Consider the following 12,343-nt stretch of genomic DNA (forward strand, 5'->3'; position numbering starts at 1 on the left):
TTATACTATTAGTGCAAGAACGGCGTTAAGCAAATTTTGAATTTATATAAATTATTATATCACAATGTTTATTTAAGTGCGTTAAAGGAATAAGAAAATAAACATGAACATTTAACGGTTATAGTAATAGGGATGTGCAAAAAAAGGAAAATTATTTTTTGGCAATTTTACGATAAGCGTTAGGTAGTAATCCAGTAGTTTCCTTAAATAAAGTAGCAAATCTACTTGAAGTAGAGTAACCTACAGTTTTTGCAATTTGATTAATGTTTAAATCAGTTTCTATAATTAAGTGCTCTGCTTGAGCCATTCGTCTAGCCTGAATATACTCGGTAATTGTACAGCCTTTATATTGTTTAAAAGATTTTTTTAGTTTAGTTGTTCCCATTAAAGCTATATTTGCCAATCTTTTAAGTGGAATATCAAAAGCATAGTGATCGTTGATGTAATCGACAACATCATTTAGTAAGGAAATATCGTCAGCTGCTAAGGGATTTAACTTTTCTGTCTTAAGTTCATTAGCATAATCCAATACTAAAGAAACACATTCATTTACTTTTGATTCATAGTAAAGATGGCTAGCTAATCCATTATTTTCCTTATAATTTTTCAATTCAAAGAAAAGTTTTTGAATTTGTGGAAATTCATAAATTTGATCAATTATCTGAAATGCTTTAAGCGGATGTATATATTTATTAGAATACTGTTCTTTTAAATATTTTTCATAAAAAGCTGGCATAATTTCAATTCCTATAGATTGAATCGGAATATTTTTATGAATAAGAACTCTATAGGGTTTATATCCACCTATAAAAGTTTTAATACAACCAGCATTTAGTCTTCTATAAGGATTTAACTCTTCCCCTGAAATCGAAAAGTATTCAGTGATGCTAAGACATTCAGGAATATTAAATTCTAAGAATGAATCTTCATGTAAGAAAAAGTCATGAATTTTAATATCAAATAAATCTTTTTGAGCATATACCCAATAAAATCCAGTTCCGATTTCTTCAGAAATTTCCCAAGTAGTTCCTATTGAATTATATTCGTTTGGTGTTTTTATTTGTTTAAAAAAATCATTTTTTTCTATCTCATTTTTAAATTCATCTAAAATATTTTGCATAAAAGTACCTCCATTTAATGAAACGATAAGACACAAAAAAGAAATGAAAAGACATACCAACTTAAAACCTATTATATTATATACTCAAATTTTGTACAATAGTTAGTGTAGGGTAACTGATACCCAAATAGAAGTTTTAAGGAGGATAAAATGAATTACACAAAAGAAAAAAAAGAAAAAAGATTCACAATAAAAGACTTGATTACTATCGGAGTATTTACGGCTATAATTCTTATTTCAGGATCAATATTAGGGGGATTTTTAGCAATTAATCCATTATTAACTTTTTATTTCCCGATTGCTGCAGCAGTATTGCCAGGAACTCCATACTTACTATTAATTGCTAAGGTTCCCAAAAGAGGAGTTATTTTTATGGTAGGAATTATTGGAGGTGTAATTTCTTATGCAACAGGAATGCATTGGGCAATGGCACTTGGTGCAGTTATAGCAAGTCTTGTTGCAGATTTAATTGCAGGAATTAAAAAATACAGAAGTTCTTTTTTTAACATCTTTTCCTATGTTATTTATTGTTTTGGTTCGATGGGAACTTATTTTGCTTACTTTGTAAACAGAGAAGCTTGGATTAACTATATGTTAAAATCATCACCTGCTGATTATATTAAAAAAATGGAATCTGTTGCCAGCCCTACTGTTTTGATTATTATGGTAGTTGGTACAGTTATTGTTGCTTTGATTAGTGGACTTATTGGGAAAAAATTGTTAAATAAGCAGTTTGAAAAGGCAGGAATTATTTAATGAAATTCGATCCGAGAACAAAGTTATTCTTTTTGCTAGGTTGTGCAATTATTACAGCTTTGGCAGCGGAAATAACTTATCTAAGTGTTCTTATAATAGTTATTGCTATAATAGGTACATTAAGTGGCGAAATTAAATTTTCATTAATACTTTCGTTAATATACTTTTCTTTGATGTATGTTTGGACCCATTATATTGTTTTAATTGATAATTCTCTAAGTATATTATTTAGTGCTTGGATGACCTTAGTATACAAGGTATATCCGAGCACAATGATGGCAATTATTATGATAAAAACTACGAAAGTAAGTGAATTTATTTCAGCTATGAGAAAATTAAGACTTCCGGACTCTTTTATTATCACTTTTGCAATGATGCTTAGATATATACCTACACTTAAAGAGAATTGGGGTTATATTAAAGATTCCATGAAGCTTAGAGAGATTCGTTCAAGTTTCATAGGTTTTTTAAAATCACCATCATTATTTATAGAGTGTTTATATACTCCACTTCTAATAAGTGCCTCAAATGCTATTGATGAATTAACTATAGCGGCAGTTACAAGAGGTATTGAAAATCCAGGTAAAAAAACATCTCTTATTCAAATAAAGTTTAGGATAGTAGATTATATTGTTTTATTAGCTGAGGGTATACTTATTTTTTATGCGATAGTGAGGTGAATTAAAAAGATGATTAGATTGCAAGAAATGAACTTCAAATATAAAAATGAGGAAACCTCAAATTTGATAAATATCAATTTAAATATTAAAAAGGGCGAATGTATATTAATTTGTGGAGGTTCAGGTTGTGGAAAAACAACTTTATTGAGGCTTATAAATAAGCTAGTGCCTACTTTATATGAAGGAGAATTAAAAGGGAATGTAATTTTAGATAATGAACATACAGAAGACATTCCTATGTATGTTCTAGCGGATAGAGTAGGTTCTGTATTTCAAAATCCTAAAACACAATTTTTTAATGTAGATACTGATAGTGAAATTGTTTTTGGATTGGAAAATAAAGGGATGTCTTTACAAGAGATGCAGAATAGATTAGAAAAAACTTGTAATGATTTAAAGATAAACAATTTATTGAACAAAAGTATTTTTAAAATTTCAGGTGGAGAGAAACAAAAAATTGCATTTGCATCTGTTTATGCTATAAACCCTGATATTTATGTATTGGATGAACCTTCTTCAAATTTGGATTATAAATCAATTGAGGATTTGAAACAGTATATATCATTATTAAAGAGTCAAGGTAAGACAATTATTATTGCGGAGCATAGATTGTTTTATCTAATGGATTTAATAAATCGCTCAATTTATCTTAAGAATGGAAAGATTGAGAAGATTTATTCTAAAGAAGAGTTTGTAAATCTTAGTGATGATGTACGAAAAGAAATGGGTCTTAGATCAATAAAAGGAACGAATAGATTACTTCAGCAAAAAGAAAAGCTTCAAATTAATAATAAAAAAATCTTAAAACTTAATAATCTTTCTATTTATAGAGGAAATAGAAAGATTATTTCTAACCTTAATTTTGAGGCTAGTATGGGAGATATTATAGGACTAATTGCTCCTAATGGCACCGGTAAAACAAGTTTGTTAAGAACAATTTCAGGACTATTTAATAGTTTTAAGGGTGATATAACTTGGAATGATAAAAAGTTTGAAGCTAAAAATAGGATTAGAAATTCTTACATGGTAATGCAAGATGTGAATTACCAACTTTTCTCGGAAAGTGTCAAGAGCGAATTGAAATTAGGAAATCCTAGTATTGATTGTGAAAGGATTCAAAAAATATTGCTTCAATTAAATCTTGAACAATATGCAGACAAGCATCCAAATTTATTGTCAGGCGGACAAAAACAAAGATTAGCAATAGGGGTAGGTATTGCTAATAACAAACTTTTATTTTTATTAGATGAACCTACGAGTGGTTTAGACTTGGAGAATATGTTAAGAGTTACTGAATTAATCAAGCAAGTATCCAGAGATAGAGTAACTATCATTGCCACTCATGATATGGAGTTTGCCAATCTTGTTTGTAATAAATTTATTGTGTTGAAAAAGGAGGGTATAAATGAAAAATTTATATAAAAAATTATTTTCATATGTTAAGGAAAGAAAAAAATATGCCTATTTATCCATCACACTGGCAGCAATATCTGTGTTTGTGTTTATTGCATTTTACTGGGTTTTCTGGATAGTCGTTAAATCATTGCTTGTAGATGCAAATTATTCTCTGGCATTGGATTATTCCTTTAAACTTGTTATCTTGATGATTTTTAGAGGTGTGTTAATCATGAGTGGGACTATGGCTTCTCATTATGTGGGATTTAGGTTGGAAAGAAACTTAAGAACAGCGGGTCTTAAAGGACTGATGAACGCTTCTTTTTCTTTTTTCGATAAGAATTCTTCTGGAGAAATAAGAAGAATAATTGATGACAATGCAGCAAATACTCATCAAGCTGTAGCTCATTTAATTCCGAATGCTGTTGTTGCCATACTTACGCCAATTTTAATGTTTACTCTAGCTTTTAAAATTGATTATAGGCAGGGAATATTGCTTATGATAACAAGTATTATAGGAATTTTACAATATAAAGGGATGTTTAAAAGAATGGACTTGATGGAAAAATCAATGAATTCTTTGCAAGAAATGAGTGCTGCAACGGTTGAATATATTAGAGGAATGCAAGTTATTAAGATATTCGGGGTAACTGTAAAATATTATAAGTCAATGTTAGATTCTATTATGAATTATAAAAATTATACTTACAAATATTCACAATCATGCCGTATTCCAAACATTACTTTTCAGGTATTATTTAACTTGTTTTATGCTTTTTGTGTACCTTTCGCGATTTTTTATATTTCTAAGGGAGAAAACACCTTGTTAATACTAGCGAAAGTCATTTACTTTGCTGTATTTTCAAGTTTATTGCTATCTTCTTTTTCTTTAGTTATGTCGGTTGCAACAGATACTTTTAAAGCCAAAGATGCAGTGAAAAAGCTAGAGGATGCTCTAATAGATATGAATGATAATAAAATAAATTATGGTAGTCTGGAAAATATTGAGAATTATAACATCGAATTTAAAAATGTTTCTTTTGGATATGAAAAAGAAATGGTTTTAGAACATTTCAACTTACTTCTTCCCGAAAATAAAACCTATGCTTTAGTAGGGCCTAGCGGTGGCGGGAAATCTACAATTGCAAAACTAATTTCGGGATTTTATAAAATTAATGAAGGCAAAATTTTGATAGGTGGTCATGATCTTAAAGAGTATTCAGAAAAAGTGCTTTTGGAAAATATTGCCTTTGTATTTCAAAATTCTAAATTATTTAAAACTAGTATCTATGAAAATGTAAGAATAGGTAATCCAAATGCTAGTTATGAAGAGATTATGAAAGCTTTGGAAGCTGCAAGATGCAATGAAATATTGGATAAATTTAAAGAAAGGGAAAATACAATTATAGGCTCAAAAGGTGTTTATTTATCTGGTGGAGAAGTCCAAAGGATAGCCATAGCTAGAGCGATTTTAAAAGATGCAAAAATTATTATACTAGACGAAGCTTCTGCAGCTGCAGATCCCGAAAATGAGTACGAACTTCAAAAAGCATTTTCAGTTCTTATGAAAAATAAAACGGTTATTATGATTGCCCATCGTCTTTCCTCTATAAAAAATGTAGATGAAGTACTCTACATAGAAGATGGTCATATTGTAGAAAGGGGATCGGACAGTGAACTGATGAAGCTTGAAGGAAAATATAAAGCACTCCAAGATTTATATAACAAGGCAAATGAATGGAGGGTTGCATGATGACAAAGTATTTAAAAAATAAATTTCAGTTAACTGAAACCGGAGCTAAGGGACTCTTGAAATCAAGTATTACTGCTTTTTTATACTATTTTTCATTTTTACCACCTTTGCTTATTGTATTAACTTTTGCAAATTTAATAGTATCAGGTAATAATGGTCAAATACTCAATTCGTTAATTGCATTAGTAATCGCAGCTATAATAATGTTGATTCTGACAAATGTAGACTACAAAGTCAAATTTAATGAAACTTATAAGGAATCTGCCAACCTTAGAATTGATATAGCAAATCATTTAAGAGAGTTGCCACTTTCTTATTTTTCAAAGCATGATGTCTCTGATTTGGCACAGACTATAATGTCTGATATTTCAGTAATTGAACATGCTTTGGCACATGCGATTGGAGGTTGCATTGGATTTAGCGTATATTTTATAATCATGTCTATAATGATGCTTATTGGAAATTTTAAATTGGCTCTGTCAATTATTATTCCTCTGGTATTATCTGTGATTGTTATATTTGCGACAAAAAAAATTCAGATAATTCAAAGGAAAAAACACTATCTAAAACTTAGAAAAATATCAGAAAATTTTCAAAATGCAATAGAAATGAATCAAGAAATTCGTAGTTATGGCTTAAAAGATAAAGTTCAAATTAATGTACAAAAAGATTTAAACGAAGCAGAGAGTATCCAATGGAAAACAGAAAATATCTCAGCTTTACCACTTAGTTTGGCTAGCTATATAGCACAACTTTCTATAGGATTTACCATCTATTTCGGAATTAATTACTATGTTTCTAAAGAAATTAATCTTGTTATGCTTATTGCATATATTATAGCAGCGGCAAAAATGTCTGGTGGAATTTCTGCTCTTTATGAGTATATTGAAGAAATTTTTTATATAGATATTAGAATTAAAAGGATTAAAGAAATTAGAAATACAAAAACTCAACAAGGGAAAATAGTTGAGTTGAAAAACTTTGATGTAAATCTCAAAGATGTAGAATTTTCTTATAATGAAAGTGCTAAAGTAATCAAAGGGGTCAGTTTTATTGCTAAACAAAATGAGGTTACAGCTTTAGTTGGACCGAGTGGTTGTGGCAAAACTACTATACTCAGATTAATCAGTAGACTTTATGATTATAATCATGGAAGTATTATGATAGATGGTCATGATATTAGAGAAATTGATACAAATTGCCTATTTAAGTATATTTCTGTTGTTTTTCAAGACGTGACGTTATTTGATACAACAATTATGGATAATATTAGAATTGGAAACCTAGATGCAAGTGATGATGAAGTTAAAAGAGTGGCAAAAGCCTCTGGATGCTATGAATTTATAGAAAAACTTCCAAATAAGTTTCAAACTAGAATTGGTGAAAATGGGGCAAGGCTATCTGGGGGAGAACGTCAAAGGATATCGATAGCTAGAGCCTTATTAAAAGATGCTCCTATTGTGATTCTTGATGAAATAGCTTCATCTCTTGATGTTATAAATGAGGTAAAAATTCAAGAAGCTCTTAATAAATTAACAAAAGATAAGACCGTAATAATTATATCTCATAGATTAAAATCAATAGAGAATGCAAATAAAATTGTAGTTATGAAAGATGGATTTGTTGAATCGATTGGTACACATAAAGAGTTACTCAATAATTCTCTTACTTATAGAAAAATGATAGACAACTCTATAAACACAGAAAATTATGTGTATTAGATTATTATATAAATGAAATAGACTGATTAATAAACAAAAATTCATAGTTATAAATTGTCTATTGTATAAACTGACTTCAAACAACGGCATTAAAAACAGGTCGTAATAAGCACAAAGTTTAAGCTAAAAATGATACAAATATTAACTTTTAAAAATTATATGATGTTGAAGATAAGCATTATAAGAGAAGGAAACAGGATTTAGACGATAGACTTTATCGTATGTATGACAAAATAGATGAATTAGAATCATCACTAATTGATGCGAAAGCAAAAAAACAGACTATTGAAGCTGAAAAACTCACAGGAGATAACATATATAAGGTTCTGATCTATTTTGATAAACTTTATAAAGTCATGAATGATATAGAGCGTAGGCAGTTAATTACAGCTTTGATTTCTGAAATTCAAGCTTCTAAAAAAGCCTTCACAAGCAGCATTGTCGCCAGTACAGCCTTTTTTAGACATGGAGCGAGTAAGGCCCGCCTCATCCATACGCTGAATCCAACCCGGCCAACGGTAGTGACATCCACGATCTGAATGGACCGTGGGATTCTCATCGCTCTGAAGAGTGTCTATTGCTTTCTCCAGCATCTCGTTAACTAGTTTAGCGTCCGGAGAGACGCTGATTGACCATGCGCAAACCATACCGTCAAAGCAATCTACGATTGGAGACAGGTAGACTTTGCCGGCCGGTATGGCAAATTCTGTTATATCAGTAAGCCATTTGCTATTCGGTTGCTCTACATGGAAGTCGCTCCGGATTAAATTAGGAACAGCCGGGGAAACCTCATCCTGATAGGAGTTGTACTTCCTCCGCCTTTTTACGGTAACTACAAGATTTTCTTCGCTCATGATACGGCGGACAACCTTATCTGAAACGGTAATGCCCTCACGCTGAAGCAAAGCATGAATGCGACGATAACCGTAACACTTTCGATTTTCGGCAAAGAGCTCTGCAATACGAACTCTTAAGTGAGTATACTTATTCGGCTTCTTGCGTGTTGCCTCTTGATAATAATAGCTGCTCCGAGAAAGATGCAGGATTGACAGCAATTGCGACAACGAGTAGCGGTTCTTTAAGGCGTCAACGATCGTTGTCTTTTCCCTGTTGTTCAGGTTTTTCCGGTTGACGCCCGGGTCTTTTTTTATGACTTTGATCGTCTCCCTCAAGATATCTATCTCCATTTGCATTTCGAGCATTTGCTGTTTTAGCTCTACTATTTCATCCTTTGAGGCCTGGGGCCCTCTTCCGGTTCTCCTCTTGGTCTATCTTTTTCATTCATTAGTGCGGCTACTCCCTGTGATACATATAGTTTTCTCCATCTGTAGATTGATGTCCGACTATAACCGGTTTCCTCAGAAACCAATTGTACGTTTTCGCTCTTCATAAAACAACGCTCTAAAATTGCGAACTTGGTCTCTACAGAAGGATGCAAAGGATGCTCTTTAGAGTTGTTTATTCTTTTGCGCTCTGCTTTATCCTCAGGAGGATTTGAGCGTCCCCGGAGCCATTTATACATACCTTGCCGACTGGGATAGCCAAGCTTTTGTATGACTTTAGTAACTGATTGAAACTCATCATGCAGTTGCAATGCGGTTTCTCGTTGTTCTTTTGAATACATTTCCTGCTCCTTGATATCTTCTTTTGACTTTTTTACCTCTACGGGGTAAGTTTCTATTCGTCAGATTGAGGAAGTAACCTTTGCTGATGTAGTTGTAGAGGGTTTTTGTACAAATCTCGGTTTCAAAAGAGAGTCCTTCGTTTTCGATCTTCATGATTACCGCATCCGGTGAATACTTTTTCTCTATTATCCAGTATTCAACAAAATCATGGAAGAGCTGATCTTTACCTAACTTTAAAGAGGGACCTTTTGCCGTGGTATTGGAATCAATGAGATCTTGTGCTACATCGGCGCAATAGGAAGTGTATTCTTTCCACAGGATATCACGCTGCGTGATTTCGCCCCTTTTGAGCTCTCGGCTGATTGTTGAGCGATGAACGCCAAGCATTTCTGCCATCTTACTCTTTGATATTCTCTCCTTAGCAGGTTTCCTGTGATTCTCCATGACCATCCTTTCTAAGGTTTGACGATCTTGATAAGTTAAATGGCTTCCTTTTTCTCGAGTCTTGGTACAATATACTTAATCCATGGCTTCTCCTTTGTGTTTTTGTGGGTAGTAACACTTTATCAGATTAGCCATGGATTATTTTATTTATTTGTTGCATTTCATATTACAAGTCACCATAAAGTGTATTCCGAAAAAGTTAGTTGACGCTAACTTAAAATGACGCTACAATAAAACTGACAGTTTTGTCAGTTTTGTTTACAAAGAGAGGTATATATTTTGGGAGGGAAAAAACAAAAAGTCAGTCAAATCAGAAAAAAAGAAATATTAGATGCAGCTAAAAAGGTTTTTTTAAGGAAGGGTTTTGCTGACGCGGTAATGGAAGATATTATTGTTGAAACCTCGCTTTCTCGAGGAGGTGTGTATTACCATTACAAAAATAAAGTTGAAATATTACATGATTTAATGCGAGAAGGTATGGCTTATCGAGTCGATAAGATTAATGAAGTTCTGGCAGAGTATTCGGGAGAGTTAGATGCTAATGCTGTAGCACATATGATTGTCGATAAAGTACTTGATGAAAGTGAACTCATGAGCGTATATGCCATATATCTTCAGGCTACGAAAAACAATGATGACCTAAAGAATTTGTTCCCAATTTTGGTCGAAGAATCCTTAAAGGCTACATATATAGGAGTTAAAGTTGCAAAGAAAGATGGGTGTGAATATCTCACAAATGACTTTTTAATATTTTTTATGAATACAGTTATACTAGGTTGTGAAATCTTAGATGGGGCAAGGGATAGCTTTATAAATAATAGAGAGTTTTTTATAGAAATAATAAAGCTGTTTATTGATAGTTATGAAAAAGGTAAAATAAGGTAATTTTTTTAAACGAATAGTTAGTATAAGCTAACTGAAAAGGAGATGAGTTAATGAAGAAAAAAAATGATGAGTTGATTTGCTCTGCTTCGGACAGCAAGAAACTCAAGCAAAATAAAAATTTAATAAAAGAGGTAGAGAGTTTAAACTTGGATGTTCCTGATGAGATTATGCAGCGAATCGAAAGTGATGTAGAGCAAAGCGAAAAAAAACCTAAAATCAGTATGAGTGGTTTAAATAAAGCACTTATGAGTGTAGCACCTGAGTATAAGGGTAGGATGCGAATTTCTGTTATTTTTGCCTGCATTGGAGAGCTTTTTAGTTTTTCTACCTATTTTTTTAGTGCTTATGCAGCAGGATGGCTTATAAAAAATGCCGGGGGTAATCCGGTCGGCTTTCATGCGTTAATGAAATATGCTTTTTTTGCAATAGGATCACTGCTCCTTTACTTTATATTTTCAGGATTCAGCACAACCATTTCACATAAAACCTCTTTTTCCATACTTGCAAAACTTAGACGGACTTTGTTTGAAAAATTAAATGTAATTCCAATGGGGTACTTGGTGGATAATTCTGTAGGTAAAATAAAGGTAATTATCATGGATCGAGTAGCGGATATGGAAGACTGGGTAGCCCATTTGATGCCTGAACTACCTAGTAAGCTTTTGCATCCGATACTCTGCACAGTTATTTTGTTTTATTTAGATTGGCGTATAGGATTATCAATATTTGTGCCGCTACCAATTGTTTTTTTAGCGATGATTACAATGATGTATAAATACCGTAGTAGAATGGCGGTGTGGCTATCAAGTTATGCTAATGTTGCCGACAGAAGTGCGGAGTATGTTCGTGGAATCCCTGTAATCAAAGCATTTGCACAAGACAAAGTTTCGTATGGAAAGTTTGCAGATGCGGTAAAATTCTATCATTTTTCAACGATGAAATGGTGGAAGCAAAGTTGGTTTGGCAAAGCACTTATGACGGCTGCAATGATGACACCACAGATAGTGAGCTTACCTTTCGCTTTCTATTTATATGGGAACGGGCAAATAGGCATTGAAACATTGCTTTTATCACTTATTCTGCCAATTGCTATCCTTCCACAAGCTTTTGCAATCATGATGAGCTTTGAACTTTTTCAGATGGCTTCCAATACTTGGGTATCCATACAAGAATTGCTTGATATGCCTGCCCAAAAACGTCCTGATGCAGAAAATAAAGTTACTATAGATAGGGGCAAGGGAATAAAATTTGATAATGTAAGTTTTTCTTATCATGACGGAACTGAGGTATTGCATAATATTTCTTTTGAAACAAGCCCCGGAGAAGTGACTGCACTTGTCGGACCTTCAGGTGGCGGAAAATCTACAATTGCAAAGCTTTTGGCAGGCTTTTGGGATCAGTCATCGGGTAAAATTTCCATTGGTAATGTGGATACAAAGAATATTTCATTTAAGCAGCTTGCTGAAGAGATTTCTTTTGTTTCACAAGATAACTTTCTTTTTGATGTAAGCCTTAGAGATAATATTCGTCTTGGAAAGCCTAATGCATCCGAAGATGAAATTATTGCGGCAGCAAAAGCTGCTCATTGTCATGATTTTATTACGGCACTTCCTAATGGGTATGATACCAAAGCAGGAGAAGCAGGAGGAGCAATGTCAGGCGGTGAAAGACAACGGATAACCCTTGCAAGAGCAATTTTGAAACCTGCATCAACCATTATTTTGGATGAGGCGACAGCTTATGCCGATCCTGAGAATGAAGCTCTCATCCAAGAAGCAATATCGAATCTAGTAAAGGGGAAAAATCTTGTGATGGTTGCTCATAGGTTAAATACAATCAAGCAGGCACACCAAATAATTCTAATCGATAAAGGTCAAATTATAGCCAAGGGTAAACATGAAGAACTGATGGAAGAGCCACTTTATGCAAGCCTGTGGAAACAATATTTAGGGGAGGAATAAGAC

At 32.7% G+C, this 12,343-nt stretch carries 10 protein-coding genes and 2 pseudogenes; 8 read left to right on the plus strand and 4 right to left on the minus strand.

Annotated elements, in window-relative coordinates; translation table 11 throughout:
- Positions 1–151: 151 nt before the first annotated feature.
- On the minus strand, positions 152–1,120 hold the full coding sequence (locus WKT05_RS04785) for a helix-turn-helix transcriptional regulator (RefSeq protein ID WP_340413133.1): 969 nt from the start codon (positions 1,118–1,120) through the stop codon (positions 152–154).
- A gap of 150 nt (positions 1,121–1,270) precedes the next feature.
- Between WKT05_RS04785 and WKT05_RS04790 the strand changes: the two genes are divergently transcribed.
- The 6 genes and pseudogenes from WKT05_RS04790 to WKT05_RS04815 all read left to right on the plus strand — a co-directional run.
- On the plus strand, positions 1,271–1,876 hold the full coding sequence (locus tag WKT05_RS04790) for an MptD family putative ECF transporter S component (protein ID WP_340413134.1): 606 nt from the start codon (positions 1,271–1,273) through the stop codon (positions 1,874–1,876).
- The gene (locus WKT05_RS04795) at positions 1,876–2,556 is read left to right on the plus strand and encodes an energy-coupling factor transporter transmembrane component T (protein WP_340413135.1); all 681 of its coding nucleotides are present in this window, start codon (positions 1,876–1,878) and stop codon (positions 2,554–2,556) included. Before WKT05_RS04790 ends, WKT05_RS04795 begins: the two co-directional genes overlap by 1 nt.
- A gap of 9 nt (positions 2,557–2,565) precedes the next feature.
- The gene (locus WKT05_RS04800; RefSeq protein ID WP_340413136.1) at positions 2,566–3,978 is read left to right on the plus strand and encodes an ABC transporter ATP-binding protein; all 1,413 of its coding nucleotides are present in this window, start codon (positions 2,566–2,568) and stop codon (positions 3,976–3,978) included.
- On the plus strand, positions 3,962–5,704 hold the full coding sequence (locus WKT05_RS04805; RefSeq protein ID WP_340413137.1) for an ABC transporter ATP-binding protein: 1,743 nt from the start codon (positions 3,962–3,964) through the stop codon (positions 5,702–5,704). Before WKT05_RS04800 ends, WKT05_RS04805 begins: the two co-directional genes overlap by 17 nt.
- Positions 5,704–7,425: an ABC transporter ATP-binding protein gene (locus WKT05_RS04810; RefSeq protein WP_340413160.1), complete on the plus strand. Its 1,722-nt coding sequence runs from the start codon at positions 5,704–5,706 to the stop codon at positions 7,423–7,425. Before WKT05_RS04805 ends, WKT05_RS04810 begins: the two co-directional genes overlap by 1 nt.
- Before the next feature lie 161 nt (positions 7,426–7,586).
- A pseudogene (locus WKT05_RS04815) lies at positions 7,587–7,835 on the plus strand (recombinase family protein); the annotation flags it as partial.
- On the opposite strand, the pseudogene WKT05_RS04820 reads toward WKT05_RS04815, so the two are convergent.
- The 3 genes and pseudogenes from WKT05_RS04820 to WKT05_RS04830 all read right to left on the minus strand — a co-directional run.
- Positions 7,833–8,627, minus strand: a pseudogene (locus WKT05_RS04820) (IS3 family transposase); the annotation flags it as partial. The pseudogenes WKT05_RS04815 and WKT05_RS04820 sit on opposite strands and share 3 nt — an antisense overlap.
- A gap of 17 nt (positions 8,628–8,644) precedes the next feature.
- On the minus strand, positions 8,645–9,049 hold the full coding sequence (locus tag WKT05_RS04825) for a helix-turn-helix domain-containing protein (RefSeq protein WP_340413139.1): 405 nt from the start codon (positions 9,047–9,049) through the stop codon (positions 8,645–8,647).
- The gene (locus tag WKT05_RS04830) at positions 9,006–9,446 is read right to left on the minus strand and encodes a hypothetical protein (RefSeq protein WP_238318865.1); all 441 of its coding nucleotides are present in this window, start codon (positions 9,444–9,446) and stop codon (positions 9,006–9,008) included. Before WKT05_RS04830 ends, WKT05_RS04825 begins: the two co-directional genes overlap by 44 nt.
- Positions 9,447–9,773: 327 nt before the next feature.
- Here WKT05_RS04830 and WKT05_RS04835 point away from each other — a divergent pair, with 327 nt between their 5' ends.
- Both WKT05_RS04835 and WKT05_RS04840 read left to right on the plus strand, forming a co-directional pair.
- Positions 9,774–10,379, plus strand: a complete 606-nt coding sequence (locus WKT05_RS04835; RefSeq protein ID WP_340413140.1) for a TetR/AcrR family transcriptional regulator — start codon at positions 9,774–9,776, stop codon at positions 10,377–10,379.
- Positions 10,380–10,429: 50 nt separating this feature from the next.
- Complete coding sequence (locus WKT05_RS04840) at positions 10,430–12,340, plus strand: ABC transporter ATP-binding protein (protein ID WP_215508875.1); 1,911 nt, start codon at positions 10,430–10,432, stop codon at positions 12,338–12,340.
- Positions 12,341–12,343 lie beyond the last annotated feature (3 nt).

This window comes from Peptoniphilus sp. HCN-40583, assembly GCF_037892835.1.
Taxonomy (GTDB): domain Bacteria; phylum Bacillota; class Clostridia; order Tissierellales; family Peptoniphilaceae; genus Aedoeadaptatus; species Aedoeadaptatus rachelemmaiella.